Genomic DNA, 25446 nt, shown 5'->3' with positions numbered 1-25446 from the left:
TTTACCAGCAACCGCAACTTAGTAAATGGGCATTTACCTGTCAAGCTCGTCGTGTTACAAGTAAACCGCCGATGCGCGACGAACCGACGACCTTGCATGCTGCACCGAAACCGAGCCGGACCGCCGCCCGCGAAACTCCGACGCTGCGCCGAGACCGTGGGCAAAAGACCACCCGCGAACGCATCCTTGCGTCGGCGGAACGACTCTTCACCAAGCGCGGTTTCGAGCGGGTTTCGATGCCCGCCATCGCCAAGGCCAGCGGGGTCACCGCCGGAGCGATCTACAAGCACTTCGAGAGCAAGGGCGAGCTGCTTTTTGAGGTGGTTAAAGGCGCTCTTTCCTCGGTACCGTTGTTTTCAGCGCCGGGAAATGAACTGGATTTACTGCTGCGTCAGGCTGCTATCTATACCGAACGCGAAATGAAACAGCTCCGCCAGCTTTCTCTCGAAATTCATTCGGCGTCGAGCAAGCATCCGAGAGTCCGCAGGGTCCTGAGGCGGGCTTTGGAAATGAACATCCAGTACCTCCGGCACATGATCGAACCAGCGCAGCGTGCGGCCAAAATCGATCCCGCCTTGGATGCTGAGCTGCTGGCTAACATCGTAATCGTATTCATGATGGGGCTCGCGCACATGGAAACAATCGCGCCCCATCTGGTTGGAAACGCTAGTTGGCGCCGCTTTGTCGAAAACCGCATCACCGCGCTTCTCGGCATCCGCGCTCGAAATGCGGCAGCTAAGTAAAGGCCTGGCGCACCGTACGTACCGATCCGATCTCTTCCACCAAGTCGATCGTCTCGGCGCGACGTAAATGCCGACCGCGTGCCCTGAGAGCGGAAAGACCGCGTCATCATATCCAAGCTTTCGGGAGCCATAGACGCCGTCCGGAAAACTCCCCGCACCGCAAGCCGGCATCACCTACACCAACGCCGCCGTGCAATCACTGAGTTCGAGGAACACCTCACGGCCGTGCTAGCAGAGACGACTGCGCCGTCTGGGGTTGGCAGGAGCCTTTCCCCCAGCGGCAGCGCGCTAGAAATTCAATCGGCGCGGTCCTGCACTTTCCGTCCCTGGAAGGCGAAACGAATCGAACGCGCTTCGAAGCGCTACTCGGAGGCGGCTGCGGCGGATCGGAGAAACATTCAAACGCGAATGCGCGGCGATGATGCTCTCTTCAGCACTGCTGCTTTAATCTTCAGGCAATTTGTCGCCGAACCCGCGGACAATTTTGCGATGAAAAGACGAAGTGTGGGTCGACAGTTCAAATCCTCTCTGCTCCACATTTCAGTCCCGAGGTCTGACGACATCGCAGAGAATCGATCGAAATCCGCGCGTGTGCGCGCGATTTCGCGCACACGGCCGGACCCGGAGTACATCCTCTGAAAAATGATCGGCTCAGTGAGCAAAAGTAGAAAGCGGCGAGCCCTTCGGCCCGCCGCTCTCGGTGGTTTTCGCGGTCGTGCGCGGCTACTTCGGCGTCTTTGCGGTGCCCGTGATCGGGATCACTTGCGGCGATCCCTGAGCGGTGTCGGTAACCGTTAGCGTGCCGGCCTGAGGCGTCGTATTCATGGGGGCGTCGAACACCACCTGGATCTTACAACTCTTTCCCGGCGGCAGCGTCTTTGTGCACGCCGAGCCCTTGAGCGCGAACGGCGCTGTAGGCACCTCGCTCTCCACCATCACGCTTATCTTCGAGCTCTTGGAGTCGGTGTTCTTGATCGTCACCTTCACGGGTTTGCTGGTCTTGCCCTCAGCAGTTTTGTCGCCGAAGTTTATCGAGCTCGGCGAGATCGCGATCGTACCGGGCTCGGGAGTGGGTGACGCGGTAGGCGTCGCCGTGGCTGTCGTTGTCGGAGTGGCCGTCACCGTAGGTGTTCCGCTCGTCGCGGTCGCCGTTGGGGTTGCCGTGGACGTGGCGCTGGTTGAGGTTGCCGTAGGCGTCGATGTTGGGCACGGGCTTCCCAAACCAAGCTTCGCCACGAAGGCATTGGAGTCGGAGTTGCTAAGCGTGCCCAGGTAGGCGTTTTGCGTGGGGAAGTTGGCCGAAGTTGTCTGTCCCGCGACATAGGCGTTGCAGGGCGGATCGAGCGCGATGCCATTGGCCGCGTCCTGGTCGCTGCCGCCCAGGTAGGTCGAGTAGAGCAGCGAGGCTGCCCCCGACGCCGATGGATCGAGCTTCGCCACGAAAGCATTTTTGCCACCCGCAAGCGTGCTCTGGTAGGCGTTCAGGGTGGGGAAGTCGGACGATTCCGTCCATCCCGTGACATAGGCATTGTCGGAAGAATCGGTCGCGATGCCCAAGCCATAGGTTTGGTCGCTGCCGCCCAAGTAGGTGGAATAGAGCAGCGAGGCCTTTCCCGACGCCGACGGGTTGAGCTTCGCCACGAAGGCATTCAAGGTACCCGCAAGCGCGCTCTGGTAGGCGTTCAGTGTGGGGAAGTTGGTCGAACCTGTCACTCCCGTCACATAGGCGTTGGCCGAGGAATCGACCGCGATCGCATTGCCGATGTCGTCCTTGCTACCGCCGAGGTAGGTGGAATAGAGCAACGAGGCCGCTCCCGATGCCGATGGATTGAGCTTCGCCACGAAGGCGTTTTCTCCACCCGCAAGCGCGCTCTGGTAGGCGTTCAGGGTGGGAAAGTTGGTCGATTTTGTCACTCCCGTCACATAGGCGTCCCCGGAAGAATCGACCACGATTTTTTGGCTATAGTCATACGTGTTACCGCCCAAGTAGGTGGAGTAGAGCAGCGAGGCCTTTCCCGACGCCGACGGGTTGAGCTTCGCCACGAAGGCATTGTCGCCGCCAGAGGTCTTATTGGTCGTCTGGTAGGCGTTCAGGGTGGGGAAGTTGGTCGAATCTGTCAATCCCGTGACATAGGCTTTGCCCGAGGAATCGACCGCGATGCCTACGCCGGCGTCTTCGGCGCTGCCGCCCAAGTAAGTGGAATAGAGCAGCGAGGCCTTTCCTGACGCCGACGGGTTGAGCTTCGCCACGAACGCATTGTGGGTACCCGCCAGCGTGCTCTGGTAGGCGTTCAGGGTGGGGAAGTTGCTCGAAGCTGTGAATCCCGCGACATAGGCGTTCTTGGAGGAATCGACCGCGATGTCAAAGCCTTCCTCATATAGGTTGCCGCCCAGGTAGGTGGAGTAAAGCAGCGAAGCCGCCCCTGATGCCGCTGGATCGAGCTTCGCCACGAAAGCATGGTAGTCACCCGCAAGCGTGGTCTGGTAGGCACCCGAGGTGGCGGGGAAGTTGCTCGAGCCCGTGTATCCCGTGACATAGGCGTTGCCTTCGGAATCGACCGCGATGTTTTGAGCGTAGTCGCCATATCCGTGCTCGGCATTGCCGCCCAAGTAGGTCGAGTAGAGCAGCATCAGCGGATCGATCACGATCGGCTTGCTGCGATCGTATGCCGCCACCCGGAAACCCGCCTCGTGCGCACCATAAAGCTTCCATCCACCCACTACTGCTATCCGCTGGCCGCCAATCTCCTGGTAGATCTCCGGCACGTGCTCGACAATGTTGTTTTTGCCGACGCTCACGATCAGCGCGCCCCGCTGGTCGAGCACAAGCTTGTCCGGGCCTTTGAAGCTCAACCGGATAGCCTCTGGATCGGCGCCCGGTGCAAGCTGGAAGTCGTATTCAAGATGTCCCTGCTCGCTGCCGTGGTAGAGGAGGTCGATTCCGGGATAGACGGACTTAAGCTGAACCCTGGAGTAGTTGGGAACGTCGGTATGCCACTTCTTCGGTTCATTGCCGATGAAATAGTTCGATTTGCAGGGAAGTCGCTCGACGCCCTCGATCTGCGCGTGCGGATTCACGTCGACCAGTCCGATGCGCAGCACGTCCGACTCAGCCTTAACCGGCACCGTGTTCTTTAGGTGGTCGTTTCTCGCTGTTTTGTCAGCTTCTCGTAATGACGAAGGCGGCCGAGAGTCCTTGGAGGGCTCGCGCAGCGCGAGTACGGCTTCTTCGGGCGTGATGAACAGCGTGTAGCCCTCGCCGCGCGAGAGGAACTTGACCCGCGCATCGGTCTGCCCGTCGTTGCGCTCGAAGCGCATCGGAATACTCAGCCAGCGATCCATGACGCGGAGCTTTGTGGCCTTCGCGCCAGCGGCGTCCTGCTTAGCCGCTCCAGGTGTATCTCCGGGATTTGCGGACTGTCCGGTGACGTCGATTGCAGACGTCAGACTAGCGCAGAGAACCAGCATCGCCAGTCCGAGAAGCGAAATCCGACCAGAATAGTGTGAGTGCATTAGAGGCCCCCGCCGATAGTGCTACAAAGGCCGCCATGATTTAGGTGGGTCCGGTGGCGCCCCGTTGTGTGAATCGCGCGATCACGCCTTTTGACGAATAGAGAGGCTTGTACCAAATAGGCACACTCATGTCGAGTCAAAGTGAGCTTTGAAGCGATGAAACGCCTTTGCGGGGATCAAGGGTGGTTATAACAGATGGTTTATAGAGGCAGTCAGTCGGTAGCGTGAGCAGTGGAGGGTATGCTCCTCTCTAATTTTTTTGCTGCCACCCCGACGCTAGCAGGCTCATCTGGAGCGCGGAGCGAATGAATTTCCTGACGCGATTTAGTCTTCGATGCGAGAGGGGAACTTGAACCCCATGCGCCGCTTAAGGCAAGCGGCGAGCCGGTTAGCCCGCCGCCTGGCCGGGTGCCTCATTGAGTGCCATCCCGATTATTTTTCATTTCGGCGCCTTGCCGCTCCCCGACAACGTGACCATCTGTGGCGCTCCCTGAGCATCGTCGTTGACGGTGAGAGTACCGCTTTGCGGCGTCGTGTCCGTTGGACTGAAGGTCACCTCAATCTTACATGATTTGCCCGGCGCCAAGGTCTTGGTGCACTGCGCTCCCTTCATTCCGAACCCAGACGAGGCTACCTCGCCAGTGATCATCACACTGATCTTCGATCTCTTCGAGCTGATGTTCTTGATCGTCACCTTCTTGGGCTTGCTGGTTTTGCCCTCGGTGGTGTTGTCGCCGAAGTTCACAGGGTTCGGCGTGATCGACAACATACCGACGGAAGTCGGCGTCGCAGTAGGCGTGGGGGTGGCCGTCGGAGTCGCAGTTGCGGTCGGGGTCGTAGTTTGAGTGGCGGTCACGGTTGAGGTCCGCGTTGAGGTCGGCGTCGAAGCCGCGGTCCCGGTAGAAGTCGCGGTTGCGGTCGGGGTCGAAGTAGCGGTCGCCGTCGGAGTCGCACTTCTCGTCGCGGTCGCAGTTTGAGTGGCGGTCGCGGTTGAGGTCCGCGTTGAGGTCGGCGTGGAAGTCCTGGTTGCGGTAGAAGTCGTCGTTGGGGTCGGGGTCGAAGTGGCGGTCGCCGATCGAGTCGCAGTTGCGGTCGGCGTCGCAGTTCGAGTAGCGGTCGAGGTCCGCGTTGAGGTCGGCGTGGAGGTCCTGGTTGCGGTAGAAGTCGCCGTTGGGGTCGGGGTCGAAGTGGCGCTGCTTAGCCCTGCGACGCTGACGGCCCCCCCACAACCCACCGCCACAGAGCCGGATGCATTGCTCTCCGTGAATACGAGCGATGGAAACTCCGACTTTGCCGGGACCTCTATTGTGTCCACCAGGGTCAGGTTGTTCGTCTCGCCGGTGAAGCCTGCATCGTCACAGGCGGGTCCGCTCGTCACTCCGCTGTCCACGCTGGTGCGCACAACCATCGTCGATCCGGTGTTGAAGGTAGCCTCGTCGCTGCCACCGTCGCCAAAGACGTTGAACTCGGCGTCCCGCCATTCGCTGCTCAGATCGGGAAAATAGTTGTTGCCGGACGCCGAATAGACTTCGCCACCTACTGACACGGCAATGGAATCGTCCGCGCCATTCACGCCCGCCGTATCGCCGGTGACCGTTAGCTGGCTCAACGAAGTGATCGGCTCAGCCGGCGCCGCGGCGGCATTCATGCCGTTGACCACGCAATAGACCTCTCCGGAGACGGAAAATGGACACCATCCGTCAGACTCTACCTGGTTGGTCATGCAGTCAGCGCCTCTGGGAGATGGGCATGACGTGCCTGTGGGACCATAGTTTATCAGCCAGTACTGCATGAACCCGCCGAAACTGGTGCCTGCAGAAGTGTCGTACACGAACTGTTCCCACCCTAGACATGACGCTGGATCAGGAGAGGTGCTGCACGTCGTCGTTGTGAAGAAGTCGGTGTTAAGCTGCAAAGAATAAGAGTTTGCGCCGTCTGGGCTGCTCTCGCTGGTCACACCGCTGACGCTGTCGAACGATCCTTCCGCCTCCGATACTGTGCCTGTTACTTGGGCGGAGAAATCCGATCCGTCTCCTACTGTTTCTCCTGCCGTTCCGGTGCGTCTTCGTCCGCTCTTCGGCGGAAAGAGTTTGTGGGGCGGCGTCGTGCAGGGAACCTCGCGCCATTGTGTGTCCGGATAGCTAGCTACAAAACAGCCGCTCTTCGGCCGGGGAGTCTTCAGAATCGTCTTGCGCCAAACCTCAAACTCCGGCTGGCTGGAACGCACCGTGGCGGCCGACGGCGTCTGCTCCGCAGTCGGGATAGGAGCCTGCTTCGGAGTCTGAGCGGCGGCGATTCCCGGTATAAACATCATCACGACGGTGGCAACAGTTACCGTCGCCGTGGTGCGCATCCACGCCGACGCGAAATGCCGACCGACGCGCGCTATTACTGATACGGCTCTATCCATCTGGCCCCCCTTAGATCATCCCCTCACGGACTGCTAGCTAGACCTAACAGAGCGCCACATGTGGGCAAAGGGCACGCATTTTTGCGCGACCAAACCTTTGGATTGCATCGGTTTCCGGCCTATAGAGCCAAGCAAGATGATCAATCGAAAGGCCCGCCGGAGAAGGAATTGGACCTCTTCTCGCGGATCTGTAAATCGCGACGCCTTGGCGGGGCGAAAGAGAAACGTTCAAGGGCGAATGCAGGGCGATGATGCTCTCTGTGGATCATCGCCGTAGATTCGCTTTCTTAATTCAGCCAGCCGGCACCTTCCTTTTGCAGTGGGGTATAGACAAGGTGCTCAGTGGAACGTCAGAGTTCATCCTTAGAACAGTTCCATCGATGTCGAAGTATGTCGAGCCGTTTGGTCTGAGCAAGGCTTTCATTCCGCATCTCTCGCAGTGATGCCACGATGGCGGTTCGCCTGGCTTGGAGTCCTCTACGAAATGATGGCCTTTGAAATCCGGTATCACGCGCCGATAAGACGCTTTCGAGATGCGTCGGTTACACATTTTTCATAGCCGCCGGCGGAAGTATTGACCGAGATGAAGGCATGCAGCCCTCGGGTCAGGCTTCCATCGGCAGTGAAATGGCTAACGAGAAGGTTCGCTTCGCGCCCGAGCATCGGATTCGCTAGAGCGCGACGAAATCGCGACCCTAGTAGAAGATCGAATGCCGGGTTTCTCGCTAAATTGCCCGCGGTCGGATAAACGATTTGGTCAATGCAACTTAAAACCGAACCTTCACGATGCCCAACGTCGCCGGCAGGCCAGAGACCTCTATTATTCCTTGTTGACCGTCACCAAGGTTGATTCCGCCTTGAGCAATTGACTGATTGGAGCTTTGCGTCTGCGTCGCGGAACTTCCGCTACTACTGCCGCCACCGCAGCTTGAGGTCAGCATTGCAAGACATCCTACCAGGAGCAGCAGTCCGGCAAGCGCATAGGGGATCCGGCGACGCGGCCTCACGAAAAAGACCCACGCCAGTAAAAGCGCGAGGCTGAACAATAGAGATGAACCACCGCCGCTTCGCGGCGAACTGCCCGCACCGGATGCGATGGTAACCCCGGCGCCAACGGCAGCTCGAGTAACGGTCTGCCCTTGAAGGGCCAGCGTAGCGGAACCACCGGAAGGAATGCTGACCAGCGGTGAAAAAATGAACACGCTCGACGCCGAGGGTAATGCGGCCGCAACCTGCGTGTTGCTGCCGACAGTGGCGGTAAGCGTCAGAGATGAGAAAACGGCGGGTGAACTAAGGTTGATAGTGACCGACTGCAAACTAAGTGTGCCGCTGGTCGTATTGGTAATCGTGAAGGTGCCGGCGGCCGCGGTTGCGCCTGCGCGAACGGTCGTGCTTACGGGAGTGGTCGATGCGGCGGCGCCCGGGAACGCGGCTACCAGCTTCGCGATGTCCGGCGATCCCCATCCAGTTACCAGATCGTAGCCGACCCCGGCGCTGTAGCCGGGAATTGAGTTGTTAGCATTGTTGCCTGTGGTCACATCGTGGAGTCCGGAACTGGGACTTTGCAGATTACCCAGTTCGTACAACCGCGAATTGATATTCCCCAGCCTGGTTACGCCTTGCGCCTGGGCTATTAGGCGCGACACTCCCGACCACATCGGAGTGGCGATACTGGTTCCGCCGGTGAGAGCAAAGGTCGGTGCCGGGTCGGTGGTCTTTTGCGTCGCGACAAAAAATCCCGGCAAAGCGATCGCCGGAGTGACACCCACTGCGGGGCCGTCGGCGCCCATCGCCACGTCCGGGATATCGCGCGCTGCGTCGTTGGGCACGCCGACCCCGGTTTGCCATGCGGGCTTGCCAAAAATCACGCTCGGACCGCCGCCGCTCGCATCCTTGATCGGGCAATAGATGGGGGATGTGCCGCTATCGTTATTGTTCCAGACGCTCTCCAATCCCTCGCCGACAGTGCTCAGATCGTTGCCTGCAGGATCATAGGTCGGCTGGAACTTGGTGCCGCCCACCACCGTGATGTTCGCGCTGGCGGCTTCTTCGTCGATACTGGGCTGCCACAGATTGCCGTTGGCGTCGGTGTAGTTGTTGGACGTTGTTGGGCAACTGGATTGATTGTATGGCTCCTGGTTCGGGGAACTCTGCGTGAGTTCGGCCGGGATCGGACTTCCGCACTTCCAGTTGCTGCCGTAGTCGCCCGAAGATTTGAAGATGGTCTGGCCCTGCAGCGCCGCTTCGGCTTCGACGTCATCCAACGCCAGGATGGTTGTCACGGGATCACAGTTGCCCTCGACGCTGCTGCTGATCACGCCGCATTGATTCTCGAATACGGCATATTGCATCGCGTTCAGGTAGTTGCCGTTCACGTAGTAAACGCGAATCGGCGTGTTGGGCGACACCGCATGCGCCCACTCGATATCCAGATACGGCTCGTTGTCTGACGGCAGGCCGGGCGTCGCGGCGGGGGTGGCGCCGTTTAATGGCGGGTTGACTGCATTGTAGACGATCGGCGGCAACGTGCCTGGTGATGGCAACGGCGAAGGGAGGCCCTGAAACTGGTTGACGAAATTGGTCAACGTCACGGTGTTGATGCTGGCGTTTTCGGGCAGCGCAATGCAGTCGCCAGTCGTGCCGGTGCCGCTAGTGCCGAGGTTCCCGCCATTGAGCACCGGAGTCTCATCATAAAAGGTATAAAGATCGCCGGGCCCGAAATAAGGGCTGGTATTGCATCCGGCCGGCTCTGTGCAGGAGCTGACGATGGCGTCGGTTTCGGTCTGAAGCGGACCGGCATTATGTGATCTCAACCCTTCGATCGATACTATCGTTCGCGCCAATGCGGCGGGCACCTGCGGATCGGTGATATTGGCGTAGTTAGCCCCATCGCCGAGAATCGTCGTACCGAGTGCCTTTTTGACCTGCCAGTAAAGACCGGTGAATCGCACCGCGCGGGCCAGCGGATCCACTGCGCTCACCATCAGGCCCCGGCTTCTGAGCCAGGTGGTAACCGCCTGCATCTGCTGGCTGGTCGGGCCAAAGGTGGCCGCGAACTGCTGGGGCGTGAGCCATCGATGATAAGAGGGAGAATCGCGGTCTTGAAGGTCAGCTTCGAGCTGCGTCAACCGGGCGCGGCTGTTCAATGCCATTATCACTTCAAGCTGCAGCGGCTGACTGTCCGGCAATTCGCTTGTAAACGTAACGTCGCTGACGTGGTCGCCGACGATCGGCGCGTACTCCTGCGCTATAACGATCTCGCCACAAACCGCCAGCACAGCGATTATGCCAACGGCTAGCGTGGCATATCGACTGCCGATCCTATCTCTCCCCACGAATTCCATCTAAACGGTCTCCTCTTAAGCGGCTCTGGCCGGGGCGTGACGCGCAGACGCATAGAGCGCCTCGCGCAAATTTGATCGGCGTTCCATCGTGCTGGCGGGCGGGATGCTTTGCGGAAAGTGGAAAACATTCAGCGGATCGACCTGGGCCTTAATCGATTCCAGCCGGGACAGATTCGCGCCGTAGTAGTCATCCTGCCAGGTGGTCAGCGAAGGGTCGGGAAAATTGACGTAGGCCCCGCTGCTGAAATTACGCATCGCCTCATAGAAGCCCGCCTGCCATTCAAGATTGCGCTGCACGGTGGATCGGCTATCGTGGGCGCCCCAGTTAAGCGCCATCGTCATCAGCCAGTCACTGTCGCGATGGACAAAGGCAGTAGCCGCGGGCGCGACTGCGTTGACTTGCGCGCCGGTTTGGAAGAGCACGAAACTGGCCGATTCAGAAGTGCCTGGCCATGCGCGCAAGAAAGAAAACGCAGCCTCGATTGCCTCGGAGGTCGGCGGCGCGGCGAAAAATGACGATCGCTCCTGATAGTGATCGGGAGGTCCGGCCTCGTCCAGGAAGGTCAGTTGCGCGTCCCAGTACGCCAATTGCTGAATGTCGGCGGAAAGGGGCGCCGCGACCTGGTAGACGGGAGCCAGAATATCGGCCAGCTCAGCGGGCGTGCCCGCAAGCTGTCCCAGCCGCGTGATAGTAACGTCCTGTCCCTCCGCCAGTTGCGCGGGCGTCACAGCCGAAGCCCCAATGCGATTTCCCATGGTTGAGGGAGCATCTTGAAGCGCATCGACCAGCGCCGCATAAATCGCGTCGGATTGCCCACTCCAGATGATCTCGAACACGGTAATCAGGTCATCGGCCGGCATGGTCTGCAGGCTGAAAGAAGTGTTAATCCCGAAGTTGCCACCGCCGCCGCCGCGGCACGCCCAAAATAAATCGGGGTTCTCAGTGGCGCTGAGCGTCAGGATCTGCCCATCTGCGGTGACCAGCTCGCTGCTCAATACCTGATCGCAACCGAGACCGTAGCGGCGCATGTTGAAGCCAATCCCGCCGCCAAGCAGAAATCCCGCGCCGCCCACTCCGATGCATCGCCCGTGAGTGATGGTCGCATCGGCGGCCTGCAACGCGGAATAGAGATTAACGTTGCGGATGCCGCCGCCGATCATGACGATGCCGCTGGACGGCGCGAACTGAGCCTGATTGATGAGTGTCATATCGATCATCAGACCGTGGGTGGTCGAAAACCCGGCATAGGAGTGACCGCCGGACCGCGTAATCAGCGCGATATCGTTCTGTTGCGACCATCGAATTGCCTGCGCCACGTCGGCCGCGCTGGCGCATTTGGCGATACCCTGCGGCAGAATCGAGGCGTAGCGCAGATTGTTGGGCAACGCGGTCGCCCTAAAGCCGTGATCGCCCGGACGCAGCACCGGGCCTGAGATGCGACGGGCTAATTCTCGCCAAGCTGAATTGTTGGAACTGGAACCGCGGGCGCATCCAGTCAAACCCAGCGTGCTAAGACCGAGCCCTGCGCCCGCGGCTAGTCGAACCGACTTGGCGAGGAACTGGCGCCTGGTCAGAGAGACGTCACTTATCGACAATTCGCCACATCCATTCGACCCACAACATCATCCATCTCCCGCCCAACGGATTCCCTTCAGTGGCGGATGCCTATCGCTCAGGCGAAGGTACTCAACAAATTGTAGCGAAACCTCTGCCGGGTTTCAGCAGGTGTGTTCGCGATGCTCGAGGTCACCGCGATGAAGTCGCGCCGGTACAATCAGGACGGTTTCACATTTATTGAAATAAGGGATAGCCCGTAGAGACGTGTATTCGAGGTCAGTGCTCCCTGAACTCGTTCAGCGAATTGAACGGTATCGCCAGCCGTTTCTCAAAGACGCTGCTACTTGCCGGTTCCGGAGAGCGGGATCATCTGCGGTGACCCCGCAGCATTGTCGAAGATCATCAGGGTTGCAGCCTGCGGCGTAGTGTCGGGCGGCTTAAAGGTCACCGATACCTTGCAGCTTTTCCCCGGCTTGAGGGTTTTTTTGCATTGCGATTTGATCGCGAACGCCCCCGGCGTCACGCTTTGCATCTGGATGGTCAGTAACGGGCCTTTTTTCTTCGCCGTGTTCTTGATCATCAGCGTCTTCGGTTTGCTGGTTTTGCCGACCGGCGTGGTCGTGCCGAACGACAGCGTTGGGGGGATTACCTGCGGCGGGAAGGGGGTTGCGGTCGCCGTAGGAGTTGGGGTCGCGGTCGCTGTCGAGGTCGGCGTCGGGGTATGAGTCGCGGTCGCTGTCGCGGTGCGCGTAGCGGTGGCAGTAGGTGTCGCGGTGTGAGACGACGTCGAGGTGGCAGTTGGCGTCGCGGTCGGCGTTGCAGCGGTCGAAGTGGCGGTAGGCGTAGGCGTCGGAGTTGCCGCGAGCGGCTGATCGAACCACAGCACGCGATTGTTGAGGGTGTCGCTGATCGCGACGTCGCCGAGACCATCGACTGCGACTCCCTGCGGAGAGCATAGCGTCGCCGCATCGGGCGCGCTGCCGTCGAAGTTGCAACGGAATCCGTTGAAATCGTCGGCCTGGCCGAAGACGCGATTCGGGGTAGTGTTGCTCGTCGCCGGCGCTTTGTATTCGAGCACGCGGCTATTGCCCCAATCGGCAATGTAGAGATTCCCCGACGGATCCACGGCCACCTGGCGCGGCTCGGTCAGGCCGGTCGTACCGCCGCCCGCGCCGTTGTTGGTGAAACTGCTCTGGCCGAAGACGGTGTTGGCGGTGGTGTTGTTCGCGGGATTTGCTGTCTCGTTGAATTCGAGGACGCGATTGTTAAAAAAGTCGGATATGTAGAGATTGTTGCTCGCATCCAGCGCGACGCCCTCGGGAAGGTATAAATTGTTCGCGGTGGGCGTGTCCGACGGATTGTTGCGGTCATTAGAAGTGAACGAGCCTCCCTGACCCCATACCACTGACGCCGCCTCGTTGCTCGAGAGCGGCGCGAGAAATTCCAGCGCGCGGTTGTCCTGGGTATCCGCGACGTAGAGGTTGTTGTTGCTGTCAAGCGCGACCGACTGCGGCCCGCATAGAGTCATCGCGCTCGGTGTGCCGGCGCAATTTGCGGTCGAAGTGCCCTGAATACCGATTACGACAGTTGCGTCCGCGCTGTCGACGCAGGGCAGACTACCGCATCCGGCAAACGGCGCGGCGAACTCCAGCACACGATTGTTCCCGCCATCTGCCACGTACAGGTTGTGGTTGCTGTCGACCGCCACGCCCACCGGATCGGCCAGCGAATGGGTGGTACTCGAGGTGCTGCCGCCACCCTCGTTCGCGGCGTTGCTGAAGAAATCCGGCTGCCCGATCACCAGATCGGCGGCCGCGCCGTCGGTAAAGGTCGCGACGTCGTTCCATCCGAGTACCCGGTTATTGAACGAGTCGGCGACGTAGAGATGGATCGGGGTCGATTTCTGGTCGATCGCGATCTGAATCGGCAGGGCGAGAAATTCCGGAACCGGTGTGTTCGCTTGCAGATGGCTGAACAAGTTCTGGCCAAGCACCAGGGACGCGGATTGATTTTCGGTTTCGAGCGGCGCCGTGAATTCCATGATGCGATTGCCGCTCGTATCTCCCACCAGCAGATTCCCGCTGGCGTCGATCGCGACACCCTCCGACGAGCACAGCACGTTGGCCGAACTGCATGTCGTTTCGATCGACGTGAAATTGGCCTGACCGAAAACTGCGATCGCGTTTTGATTGTTCGTTATCGGAGTTGTGAACTCGAGCACGCGGGCCGTTCGTCCGCCGACGTAGAGATCATTACTCGCGTCGAACGCGATCTGATATGGATTGCAGATTCCGTTCTGGGCGTTGATGATGCATGAACTGCTGCTGCTCGGACTCGGCACGCCCAGCGCCGCATCAGCCGTCGCGTTAGTCGGTGGGGTTCCAGTCTGATTGTAGACCAGCACGCGGTTTTCGCTGGTGTCCGAAACCCAGACATCCCCATTGTTGTCGACCGCGACGCCAACCGGCCCGCACAGACTGGTCGCGCTGACAGCGGGGCACGAGATGGACGAGGTGTTGAAGTTGGTGCCGCTCGCGCCCTGGCCGAATACGAAATCGGCGGTGTTGTCTCCGCTCCCGGGGACTGCGGTGACGGTCAGGGGTGTATTGAACTCGAGCACGCGATTGTTGTCTTCGTCAGCGATATAGAGGTTGTCATGACTGTCGACCGTGATCCCCGCCGGAACGCATAGAGAATCGGCGCTAGTGCCCACGGTGAACGCGCCGAAGTTGCAGCCGCCCGCGAAGAAATCGTTGCGCTGGCCGAACACCAGGTTGGCCGGGCCGACCGAGCATGGGAACTCTCCGCCGCACGCTACGTAAGGCGCGTTGTACTCCAGCACGCGGCCGTTGCCAGTGTCCGACACGTACAGATTGCCCTTGCTGTCGACCGCGACTCCGCTTGGCGACGACAAACCGCTGGGACCGCCGGCGCTACCCACCGAGTACAGATCGACCTGCCCCACGACCAGATCGGCGGCCTGTCCCGTGACCAGCGCCGCTTCGTCATGCCATCCGAGTACCCGATTATTCGCTGTGTCGGCGGCATAGAGATGGCCGGAGCTGTCGATCGCGAGCGCGGTAACCCCGCTCAGACCGTATCCGTTGCCGGTTCCCAGACTTACGCCATTCACGTTCACGGCAGCGCTATGAAGGAAATCGGGCTCGCCGAGCTCGCGATCGGCGATCGTGTCGCCGGTCGCGGCCGGAAGCATTGTCACAACGACGAAGGTGGCGGCGATACAAAGCGCCGCGATCCCGGCGAGGTGGACTCGTGCTGTGCGGCGCGAAATCATTTGCGCCTCCGCCGCGCCGTCGCATGCCCGTCGAGGCGCACCAGATGCGGCGCGCCGTCGGCGTTGTCATTCACATAGACCATTCCGCCGCGCCGTCCTTTGACCATTGGCGTAAATGTCACGCGCACCGTGCAGCTTTGGCCGGGCAGCAGGATCGCGCCGCAGTTATGGCTGAGAACGAAATCGCCTGCCGTGCTCAAACCGCCGATTGCGATCTGGGTGGTGCCCGCGTTCTCGAGCGTGACCTCACCGGTGCGACTCTCGCCGATCGCCGTCGCGTCAAATCGCAGCGAGGCTGGGCGCACGTCCAGCGCGCCGGATGGCGGCGGCACTTTGGTGGCGCCCGGTGGATTGTAGGGCAACGGGTAGGCAAGGATCCGGTTACTGCCTTGGTCGGAAATATACAGCGAGTTCGAAGCGTCGACCATTACCGACAGCGCATCGGTGAGCGTTTCGTTCGACGGCGCGCTGCCGGCGCCTTCGTTGGCTACGAAGTTCCCGCCCTGGCCGAATACGACGTCGGCGGTGGTGTCACCGCTGCCCGGCGCCGATGTGACCGTGAGCGGCGAGAAGAATTCCAGCACGCGATTCGTGACCACGTCGGCGACGAACAGGTTTCCGTTGCCATCGACGATCACGCCCTGCGGACCGTCGAGCGAATTGGGACCAATCCCCGGCGGACTTGACGAGGTGAATGATCCGTCCTCGCCGAAAACTGTATTGGCGGTGGCGTTGGCAGCCGGCGTCGTCGCGGTCACGGTCTCTTTGTACTCGAGCACGCGATTGTTCGAGGTATCGCCGACCCATACGTTGCCAGACTGATCGACCGCGACGCCGGTCGGGCTGCATAGACTGGTTGCGCTGATGGTTTCGCAACTCCCGGTGGTGAAGCTGTTGCCCGCCGCGCCCTGGCCCAGCACGAAATCCGCTGTCGTATCGCCGCTGCCGGGGACCGAGGTGCTGGTGAGCGGCGTATAATACTCGAGCACGCGACTGTTGTTGTTGTCCGCGACCCACAAGTTGTTGAATTTGTCGACGGCGAGTTGCCGTGGCTCGCATAAGGTCGAGGCGGTGGGAGTGGCGCCGCCCTGGTTGCATTCGGAAGAGGTTGCGCTGGTTTGGCCGAAAATCAGATTCGCCGAGCCGACGACGCATGGAAAAACTCCGGCGCACGCGGCGAACGGCGCATTGAATTCGAGCACCCTGCTGTTTACGAAATCGGAGACGTACAGATTGCCGTTGCTATCGACCGCGACGCCGCTCGGCGCCGAGAATCCATTCGCGCCGACGGTGCCGGTGCGGTCGATTTCGTTCGACTGGAAGTCCGGCTGTCCGACCACCAGCGCAGCGGGCTCAAAGTTGGTGAAATCGGCCGCGCTGCGCCATCCGAGGATTCGGTTGTTCACCGTGTCGGCGACGTAAAGGCCTCCAGTCGATGGGTCGAACGCTATCTGCGCCGGGTTGTCGAGCGAGGACGCATTCACAACGTTCTGATTCTTGTGAATCAAGTCGGTCTGGCCGAGCGCGATTGCCGCAGCAGCGCCGGAGGCAAGCGGCGCCGCGTATTCGACGACGCGATTATCGGCGCCGTCGGCGACGAACAGGTTGCCCGAGGACGCGGCCGCGACTCCGTTGGGGAGGCACAGCGAATTCGCGGTCGGCGGCGCAAGGCATGTGTTGGTGGTGGCGCTCGCCTGGCCGAGGATCACATTGGCGGTCACGTTCGTCGGCGGATTGCTCTCGTTGAACATGAGCGCGCGATTGTCGCTGGTGTCGCCGACATAAAGGTTATCGGAGCCGTCCACGGCGACCTTGGTCGGCAGACATAGCGAGCTCGCAGACTCGCTGGCGCATGATGAGGTGGTGAAGCTGCCGGCCTGGCCCCATACCTCATCGGCTGTAGTGTCGCCGCTTCCGGCGATCGCTGTCATGGCGAGCGGCGTGTTGAATTCGAGGACGCGGTTGTTGCTCGAATCGGCTACGTAGAGATTTCCGTGGCCGTCGACAGCGACCCCGGTCGGCTGATTAAGACTGTTCTTGCTGATGCCGCCGTTGTTCGCGGTCTTGCTGGTAAAGCTGCCAAGTTGCCCGAAGACAAGGTCCGCGAAAAAGGAGTCGGCGGTGACCGGTCCGTTGTATTCGAGCACGCGATTGTTGCCGGTGTCTGCTACCCACACGTTGTTGTCGCTATCGACGGCGACGCCCTGCGGACTGCATATCGTCTCGGAGTCAGGCGATGAGGTAGCGACGTCGCACGAGCCCGAAGTGAAGTTGCCAACCTGGCCGAGAACGACGCTCGCCTCAAAATTCGAGAACTGGCCGTCTTTGGTAAAACTGGTGAACGGGTCGGTAAACACCAGTACTCGCGGGTTGCCGGTGTCGGCGACATAGACGTTGCCGGCGGCGTCAACCGCGAGGCCGTTGGGACCCGAAAGCTTGGTGGAACTGGTGCCGGCTGCTGACGATTCGAAGTCAACCTGGCCGATCACGATGTCGGCGAACTTGCCGGTCGTCAGTGCGCTTATCGACTCCCATCCGAGCACGCGATTGTTGCCGGTATCGGCCACGTACACATGGTTATTCACCACGTCGACGGCGACCGCGCCCGAGCTATGATTGCCGGGGAAATTCAGCGAGCCAGCCGAGAGCGTATTGGGAGCGCCATGGGTAAAGTCAGGCTGCCCGAGGACTCGGGTCGCGATCGTGCCCGCCTCTGCTGACAGGCACCACGCGAGCGCGAAGACGGCGCATACAGTAATTTGCGCCGCGGTAGTCAGCGTTGTCCGACGCGCCATAAGGATCCCGCTGGCGTTCATTCCAAATACCGCCCTTGGTCGTCGAATCAGCTCTAAACCACAAACTAGCAGGACGCTGAATTAAACACGGATTTAGTCCAGGTGAACCACGTAACGCAAGAGAGAATGGTCAAGATTTGCATTAAGCGAACCTGACGAGATTCGTCCAAAGGAGCTGTCAATTACTACTGATTGTAATGTAACCGCAAGAAGTTCCGTTGTACCCGACGAACGTTGTCCGGTTTTTGTGCATCATAGTGAAGACCGTCATCTTGTCCCGCCTATCGGTGAACTGAGCGAGCCGGCCGTTGGCGTCGTAGCTGTAATGCTCAGTCGCGCCCAACGGATCGGTAGCGCTAATCAGCCGATTCATCGAATCATAGGCATAGTGGTTCGTCCCGAAAATCGGCGAGGTCGACAGGCGCCACCGGCACTTGCGGCGCGCCCTTCTGGCGAGCTGGTCCGTAGATTGCTCGATCTAAACCGACATGAAGCCGGAATTGGAATCGTTAGTTAGTTTCAGCGCGGTTCAAAGCGATATAAGCATCCATTTGATTTCATACTTCCGGCGCTTATCCGGCGAAACAAGCCAGAATTTACAATCGGCATTACGGCCAGGTTCGATCTTTGAGAATCTGTTTATGCCGGGCTATTTACGATTGAAGTCCAAAGACAAATGATAAAGGCGCGCGCATTTTTTTGGTTCCTTGCCTTGCTATGCATGCTGAGTGGCTGTGGGACAATTCCGGACATGCACGCGCTGCTGCACGATAGGTCCCTGTATGATTCGCGTTCAGACTTTGTCGGGCCCGACGGCGAATTAACCGACCAACAAACAGAGAGAGTCATGTTGCGGCTGGAGCAACATCAGAAGACTCCGAGCGACATTCTTGAGCGGCACCTTGCGTTCGAGCAAGGGCTGAGCGATGTCCCCCTCGTCCTGGGCAACAAGGTGACGCTGCTGGAAAATGGCGCCGCGACCTATCAGGCGATGCTGAGGGCGATTCGTGGCGCTCAGGACAACATCAATATGCAGACCTACACATTTACGGATGGCCCGGTAGGACAGATGTTTGCCGACGCGCTGATCGAGCGGCAGCGCCACGGCGTGCAGGTGAACGTTGAGTATGACAGCCTTGGTTCGTTCGGAACGCCTAAGAGTTTTTTCGATCGACTGCGGCAGAATGGCATCGGAGTACTGGAATACCGACCAGTTAATCCTTTTGCGGCGAAGCTTCCCTGGTCGTTCAGCCACCGCAATCATCGAAAAATGCTAGTGGTCGATGGTCGCATCGCATTTACCGGCGGCATTAACATCTCTGAGGTCTACGCCAATGGACCTAGCGGCAGCGAGGAGAAAGGACCACTCGAATATTGGCGCGATACTGATATCGAAGTCGAAGGACCCGCGGTCGCGGAATTCCAGCGTGCCTTCATTAACGAATGGAAGTATCAACAAGGTCCGGCACTCGGCCAGCACAATTATTTTCCGACACTCGAGCAGAAGGGAAATCAGATCGTGCGAGTCATATTCAGCGTGCCCGAACGTTTCAGCCTGATCTACGTCACCTTGATCTCGGCGATAGTTAGTTCCCAGACCAACATATACATCACCGACGCCTATTTCGCGCCGGACCATCAGATGCTGCATGCGCTGGAGCACGCCGCAAAACGCGGCGTGGACGTGCGGCTGCTACTACCGAGTCAAACCGATGAACCCTTGATCCTCGCGGCGCAGCATTCGCACTACGCAGACCTGCTCGATGCCGGCGTCAAGATCTACGAGTGGCAGGGCCAGATGCTGCACGCAAAAACCACTACCATCGATGGAGTATGGTCGACCGTCGGTACCTCAAATCTGGATTGGTGGAGTATCGCGCGCGATAACGAGCTCAACGCTATTGTCCTAAGCCATTCCTTTGGCGACGATATGAATCTGATGTTCCGAAACGACATTGAGGGCTCCGCGCAGATCGAGGCGGAACAATGGAAACATCGTGGTTTCGTCGAACGACTCCATGAGACTGCTGCCAGGATTATCGAACCGCTACTTTGATGCAGCAGAGCCTCGCCGTCCCTTATCCAGCGTCGTTACGGTGACAACATAGCAATCGCTGTCAGACGATGGTTCGCTTGCGTCGGCGGCGGCGCGGCGGTGGAACGCTAATGCCCTCACCAGAGTCTGCTACTCGATCGATGCGCTCGGCATCCGGCTGATAAGGCTCGAAGAGATTCGTTGCAGGCCCAGACGCAACGATTCGAGAGCGTGCGCGGCGCGAAGCCTCCTCGATCTCCTTCTGGCAATCAAAGCAATGACGGGCAAACGGCAAGGATTGCAGGCGCGGCAGCGAAATCTGCTCATTGCATTCTTCGCAGATGCCGAAGCGTCCTTCGTCCAGTCGGATCAAGGAAGATGTGATGGCCATGAGCCGGCTTTCGGAAAGATCGCGCAGGCTTGCCTGAAATTCGAGATCTCCGTTCCGGCGAGCCTGGTCCAGCTCGTCGCCGGCCGCTTCGTTAGCCAGCACTCCTTCGTCACGGACGAGTGTCCGATCTCTCCGCTCAATTCATCGCCCGCCCGGGCCGGGTGCGGCGCAGGCAATGGCTCCGCGATTTGCAGAGCCCGCTGGTACTGCGAAGGTCGAGGATCTTCTCTTAGAGACAGCCTCAGCTCGCCGATCTGACTTCTGAGAGTTGTAACCGTTGTTATTGAAGTCCCATTTCTTCAGTAGGACGTACTGTTTTCCTCGCCTCGAAAGCAGGCTGGATTCCATCATCTCGGATATCATCCGGGTTACCATTGGCCGCGAGCAACCGATCATCTCAGCCAAATCCTCATGGCCGATTTCCGGGATCAGGATTATCCCTTCCTTGTCCCTGACACCCGTCCGCATTGCCAATTCGCTCATCACGATCGTGAGCCGATCCTTGAGGGGAAGGCTAAGCAAGGTAGTGAAGCGCCGGAGGTTCTCAGACCAGAAGGTGTTCAAGGACGCGAGGATAGAGATCACCGCATCCGGCGGAAGATCGGCCAGGCGCCGCGCTATAAGATCCCGGCTGAAAAGCGCCAATGTGCATTTGCTTGCGACCTGGGCTTCGAACATACGCGCGTGACGGCCCTTTTCGTCGACGTAGTCAGCATAACCGATAATCTCGCCCGGTCCTGCGATTCGTACCAAAGTGCGATTGCCATCACCCACCGGGCAATACACGAATACATAGCCGCTCAGGATGCAGGCGAGCATATCGTCGGTGTTGCCCTCGCATAACGCCAACGCGCCCTTCTCATAAACAACGGCCATGTGGCGTTCGATCACCTCGTCGACTAAGTCCAAGGGCAGACTCAGGCGGCCCAAGCCCTCCCGAAGGATCGTGAAAGCTTCATGTTGATAACTCATCTTGGTCTTCATTTTTTTTCGTTCCTATGCTCTTCCCGGATCCGGCCACATCAGCCAGGACTTATTCCAAGGCCTTGTGGCAGGGCAAACGTAACCGGATAGGTCTCTACTGGCCAGGTGTGGACTGGCCGTTTGGGACTTGCTTCTGTTGCTGTTCTTGTTGATTTGGGTAGCAGGGATGCCAGCCCCAGCCGCGACTGCCATAGTTTGGCGATACTCCTGGGAACGGCATAGGAAATGGTCTGCCGCCAAAGCCTTGTCCATACAATGGTCCCCTGGGACCAAGGTCAGACTGGTTTCGCTGACGCATCAGTGCAAATGTGAGTTTTTGCTGCGATCTGACGAGCCTGCGGTACGCAATTCCGTTGTAAAGCGTCGCTAATCCTAAAAACACCAACGCCGCGATGAGCCCGCCCTTCCACCAGCGCTGTTCTCGTCGCCTGGCCTCTCGTCGCGCATCGTTGTGATTTTGATCACCGGTACCCTCGATGCTTTCTTCTGGCATTTCTCTCTGACTCCGTTCTGATTGGTGCTAAGCGATCACAAGATAGCTATCACTGCAAAAAGCATCGTGACGCTGCTCTCGTGCAAAACTTTTTGGCGCGAGAAATTCGCTGACTGGCCTGGGGGCCTTGTTCAGTTTCTGCTGTGAGAAATGAGCATACACGTCGGTAAGCAGAGAATATCGTCGACGCGAGTCTGAACGCGCCATCACGAAGACGAAGGAACGGCGCTTCGGTTACAAAGGTACGAGGTAGTGATCGATGAGGAGTGCCGCCTGATACCAATTGGACAGTTTCGCGCAGCGATTATTCAGGTCCGTGCGGCAACAGCTCAAAATATTTGAAACCGATCAAAAGTACAGCCGTATCCAAACTGATTCTGCGTCCCCGAGCAGAATAGAGAATCCGCGCGCTCTTGGGCTAGCCCCAAAGCTATGCCACAAGGTAAGCAAATTCTCGTGAGATCAACCAAATGAAGAAAATGTGCACCGCCTCGACAACTGACGCGCTTCTTACCGCGATCAGCGCAATCCGGCGAATTGCTTCAGCCGCGCCGCCGCTGTGGCCGTTGGCGATGGTCCTGTATGTTCCGGCGATTCCACGTTTGGCCGTGGCCGTCGCCAATTTGAGCGGGCGAGCTCGGGCGCGAGCGACGATCATCTTGACGCGCGTTCGCATGGCGGAGATACCGCCACGCGAGGCTGCCGTCGTCGCAAAAGATTCGCGCAGCTTGTGGCGATTACACGCAAGCCTCGCCGGGTTATTTGCTTTCGTAGCCGCGGGCCTGATGGCGACGACTATCTCACTGGTGTATGCGCAGGCGCAGCCGGTACCTGCAAACGCTGGCGCCGGAAATCCGAGCGGCTCGATCGGAGCACAAAACTCGGCGCCACCGGTGAATGTCAGCGTTTCTTCGCAGGCGGCGCATAAGTTCGAAACTAATCCAATCCTGTCGCTGCCTGATATGCTCGCTCGCCAATGGACTCCCGGGCGCGAGGATTTGGCCCGCGATTACTTCCCGCTGATCGAGGACAACCAGCAGCAGAAGCTCAGCCTCAAGGAGACCATCTACCTGGCGCTTCAGAACAATCCGGGCCTGCAGTCAGTATCGCTGGACCCGGTCGCGGCGACCGAGAGTGTCAAGTCGGCGAACGCCGTGTTCGACCCCCAGCTAAGCTCGCAAGTAGATGTGGAGAAGGAGGTCACACCGGTCTCTTCGCCGTTTCAAAACCCGAACAGCATCACCAACGTGGCGAAGTTCTACGATTGGAACTTCGGGATAAGCAAAGTGCTTTCCGCGAGCAATGCCACACTGGGCATCACGTTCAACAACGACCGCGCGCTGACCAATTCCGGGTTCAGCCCGGTCAATCCGGTTTACACGCCGACGATGGTGATGTCGCTGTCGCAGCCGCTGTTGCAGAACTTTGGCTGGCAGTTCGCGACGATTAATGTCCGCCTGGCCGAGTCGGCGCAGCGCTCTTCACAATGGAACTATGCTTCATCGGTAAACGACTTCGTTCAGCGCATCGGCAATGACTATTGGGGCGTGGTGCAGGCCGGGGAGAACTTGCAGGTCGCCCAATCAGCCTTGAAGTTCAACACCGATCTGGTTCGGGTCAACCGGGAGAATGTCCGGCTCGGCATGATGGCCGGGGTCAACCTCGCGGAGGCTTTGTCGGCCGCTGCCACGGCGCGGGCAAATGTATCTGCCGCCAAGGCTGGCCTCGAGATCGCGCGCACTACGCTTCGCCAGGACGTGGCGGCCAATCATGCGGGCGCGATGCTCGCCGCGGAAATCGAGCCGTTGCAGCGACCCGACACGCGGTACGGACCGATCGAGCCTGACAGTGACGCGTTCAAGCAGATGCTCGAATACAGCCCCGCGCTGGCGGGTCTGCGCGAAGCAATTCGCTCTGCTTTGATCCAGGTAAAATACGCGGAGAATCAGACCTTGCCGCAACTCAATCTGGGAGTGCAGTTCGGCGTAACATCCGTGGCCGGCAACTCCAAGTGTACCACCTCCGGCACCGTACCTGCGTTTGCCAATTGCTTCAGCCCGAGCGGACCTACCGTCCCACCGGGAAGCGACAATGGCGCCCTGCTTCCTTTTGGTGGCGACTACGGCACGGCCTTGAACGGCCTGTTTGATTTCAAATTCTACGACTATGCGGCGGTGCTGGGCTTTTCGATGCCGCTCGACAATGCCGCTCCGAAAGCAGCGCTGGCGCAGGCTCACGTCGCGTATGATCAAAGCCGTTTGCAGTACCGCCAGGCTCTCTACCAGGCGGTCTTGCAGGTCAAGAGTGCGCTCGCCAATTTGACCGCCTATCAAGAGCAGGTCGACGCCACTGCCGAAGCGACCAACTACGCACAAAAGAGTCTGCACGATACTGAGGCGCAATACCGCGTCGGCACAGCGACCACCAACACGCTCCTGCAGTTCCAAAGTAATCTGGTAACTGCGCAGGGTAACGAGGTTCAGGCCGATGTTGGTTTGGAGAACGCGCGCCTTGCCTTGTGGCATGCTGAAGGCACGTTGCTCGGGCAGTTCAACATCGACTTCCAGGTGCAAAATCCACGGCAGTCGCCATGGTACTCGCGCTTTTGAGGCCATGAACGCACTTAAGCCAATAGTGCTGCTCGTACTGGCTCTGATGCTCGGCTCCGTCGCATGGGCTCAGTTGCCGGCGACCAATCCGCTGGTAGTGCCTCCGCTGCCGCCCAGCCCTCCAGCCCAACTGCCGGCCCCGGCCAGCACCGCGATCGCGCCGATCCCAATACCGGTACCGTCGTTGCCGGCCGCCTATTCGACGCCGGGAGCACGTTTGTTCAACTGTTCTTGTTGGGGTCCCGGTCAGCCTACTCACTGGATGGGCCAGGTGACTGCGGCGTCGTACCTAGGCGCCAGCCAAAGCGCGAGCGGCGCCTGCGTCTCGTACAACAAAGGTAAGCCTCCTTCATACGGAACGGCCGGGGGCATCGGCGCCGGCAATTTCTTCGGTGCGCTACCCGGGGCGCAGCAGAACGCGGGTGCCGCTAAAGGCTTCTCCGCCCCCGGAGTGGCGCAGAGTTCCGGATCGTCCAGCTCGCTTGGCTCACTCCCCGGGGTAGCGCAAGGTATCGGCGTAGCCAATTCGTTCGGCTCGCCCGCGACGGGACTGAGTTTCTCCAGCGCTCAGCAGCAACGGCTATGTTCGAACTGTGTCTGTGACTGAACAGGCCTACAGGTCCAGCGAGCCAGATGGATCCCACTGCAATTCCCAGCTGAAGACAGTTAGAAGTTCTGACGAATCAGCTAGCGATCTTTTCCTGGTAGACCATAATCTCGACCCGGCGATTCTTGCGCCGACCGCTCGGCGAGCTGTTGTCATCGACCGGCTTACTCGCGCCGTAGGAAATCACCCGAACCTGGGTCGGGTCGAGGCCCTTTTGGCCGACCAAGTACCCGGCGACACTGGTAGCGCGCCGCTGTCCGAGCTCGTAGTTGTAGGCCTCATGGCCGACGCTGTCGGTATACCCGGCGACCACGAAGACGCGATACCCTGCCGCCGCCGGCGCGGACGAGGCGGCCGGTCCGTCAATATCTTCGAGGAATGCATCGATCTCGCGCTTAGCGTTCGGGCTCAAGGAAGCCGATCCGGATGCGAAGGTTGGTCCGGTACTCGAATCCAGCACCAGCTTTCGCTCGAGATGGAGATTGTTCACCTGAGTTTCGAGCTGCGCTTGCTGGCCCTTTATCGGTTGCAGCTGATCGTTTACCCAATTGCGGGTGGCAAGGCATCCGGTGGCCGTGAATAGCAAACCCACCCCGGCGAAGGCTCCGATCGCTATCCGTACAGCGTCTGATAAACGCGCAAGTCGCATGCTGAATCCTCCGTGCAATT

Annotated in this window: 15 protein-coding genes; 4 read left to right on the top strand and 11 right to left on the bottom strand. The window is 59.4% G+C overall.

Features of this window, described 5'->3' with window-relative positions; genetic code table 11:
- The first annotated feature begins 71 nt into the window (after positions 1–71).
- Entirely contained in the window at positions 72–743 is a 672-nt protein-coding gene (locus tag WB650_RS14110) for a TetR/AcrR family transcriptional regulator (protein ID WP_422304671.1), read from the top strand.
- 723 nt (positions 744–1466) lie between these two features.
- Here WB650_RS14110 and WB650_RS14105 read toward each other — a convergent pair.
- The 7 genes from WB650_RS14105 to WB650_RS14075 form a co-directional block, all read right to left on the bottom strand.
- Positions 1467–4211: an SBBP repeat-containing protein gene (locus WB650_RS14105; RefSeq protein WP_422304673.1), complete on the bottom strand. Its 2745-nt coding sequence runs from the start codon at positions 4209–4211 to the stop codon at positions 1467–1469.
- 484 nt (positions 4212–4695) lie between these two features.
- Complete coding sequence (locus tag WB650_RS14100; protein WP_423960899.1) at positions 4696–6666, bottom strand: choice-of-anchor D domain-containing protein; 1971 nt, start codon at positions 6664–6666, stop codon at positions 4696–4698.
- 767 nt (positions 6667–7433) lie between these two features.
- Positions 7434–10010, bottom strand: coding sequence for a S53 family peptidase (locus WB650_RS14095; protein ID WP_422305959.1), 2577 nt, complete (start codon positions 10008–10010; stop codon positions 7434–7436).
- 15 nt (positions 10011–10025) lie between these two features.
- Positions 10026–11396: an FAD-binding oxidoreductase gene (locus WB650_RS14090; RefSeq protein WP_423960897.1), complete on the bottom strand. Its 1371-nt coding sequence runs from the start codon at positions 11394–11396 to the stop codon at positions 10026–10028.
- A 512-nt stretch (positions 11397–11908) separates the two neighbouring features.
- Positions 11909–14863, bottom strand: coding sequence for a hypothetical protein (locus tag WB650_RS14085; RefSeq protein WP_423960895.1), 2955 nt, complete (start codon positions 14861–14863; stop codon positions 11909–11911).
- The gene (locus WB650_RS14080; RefSeq protein WP_422305953.1) at positions 14860–17658 is read right to left on the bottom strand and encodes a choice-of-anchor D domain-containing protein; all 2799 of its coding nucleotides are present in this window, start codon (positions 17656–17658) and stop codon (positions 14860–14862) included. The genes WB650_RS14085 and WB650_RS14080 overlap by 4 nt, the downstream gene beginning before the upstream one ends.
- Before the next feature lie 178 nt (positions 17659–17836).
- Complete coding sequence (locus WB650_RS14075; protein WP_422307472.1) at positions 17837–18031, bottom strand: RHS repeat domain-containing protein; 195 nt, start codon at positions 18029–18031, stop codon at positions 17837–17839.
- 378 nt (positions 18032–18409) lie between these two features.
- Between WB650_RS14075 and cls the strand changes: the two genes are divergently transcribed.
- Positions 18410–19714, top strand: coding sequence for a cardiolipin synthase (gene cls, locus WB650_RS14070; RefSeq protein WP_423960893.1), 1305 nt, complete (start codon positions 18410–18412; stop codon positions 19712–19714).
- 61 nt (positions 19715–19775) lie between these two features.
- On the opposite strand, the gene WB650_RS14065 is transcribed toward cls, so the two are convergent.
- The 3 genes from WB650_RS14065 to WB650_RS14055 all read right to left on the bottom strand — a co-directional run bounded on the left by WB650_RS14065 (position 19776) and on the right by WB650_RS14055 (position 22237).
- A complete protein-coding gene (locus WB650_RS14065; RefSeq protein ID WP_422307476.1) occupies positions 19776–20186 on the bottom strand; it encodes a TraR/DksA family transcriptional regulator in 411 nt (136 codons plus the stop codon).
- Positions 20187–20225: 39 nt separating this feature from the next.
- Entirely contained in the window at positions 20226–21068 is an 843-nt protein-coding gene (locus tag WB650_RS14060) for a Crp/Fnr family transcriptional regulator (RefSeq protein ID WP_422307478.1), read from the bottom strand.
- Positions 21069–21991: 923 nt separating this feature from the next.
- Positions 21992–22237 (bottom strand): hypothetical protein, encoded by a 246-nt coding sequence (locus WB650_RS14055; protein ID WP_423960891.1) that lies wholly within the window; start codon positions 22235–22237, stop codon positions 21992–21994.
- Positions 22238–22559: 322 nt separating this feature from the next.
- Here WB650_RS14055 and WB650_RS14050 point away from each other — a divergent pair, with 322 nt between their 5' ends.
- On the top strand, positions 22560–24170 hold the full coding sequence (locus WB650_RS14050; protein WP_422307482.1) for a TolC family protein: 1611 nt from the start codon (positions 22560–22562) through the stop codon (positions 24168–24170).
- A gap of 4 nt (positions 24171–24174) precedes the next feature.
- On the top strand, positions 24175–24777 hold the full coding sequence (locus WB650_RS14045; protein WP_422307484.1) for a hypothetical protein: 603 nt from the start codon (positions 24175–24177) through the stop codon (positions 24775–24777).
- A gap of 76 nt (positions 24778–24853) precedes the next feature.
- On the opposite strand, the gene WB650_RS14040 is transcribed toward WB650_RS14045, so the two are convergent.
- Positions 24854–25426, bottom strand: a complete 573-nt coding sequence (locus WB650_RS14040) for an OmpA family protein (protein WP_423960889.1) — start codon at positions 25424–25426, stop codon at positions 24854–24856.
- Positions 25427–25446 lie beyond the last annotated feature (20 nt).

The sequence above is a fragment of the Binatus sp. (SeqCode) genome, assembly GCF_049584895.1.
GTDB lineage: Bacteria > Desulfobacterota > Binatia > Binatales > Binataceae > Binatus.
The sequence above is the reverse complement of the archived record's forward strand: the minus strand, read 5'-3'. Positions and strand labels throughout refer to the sequence as shown.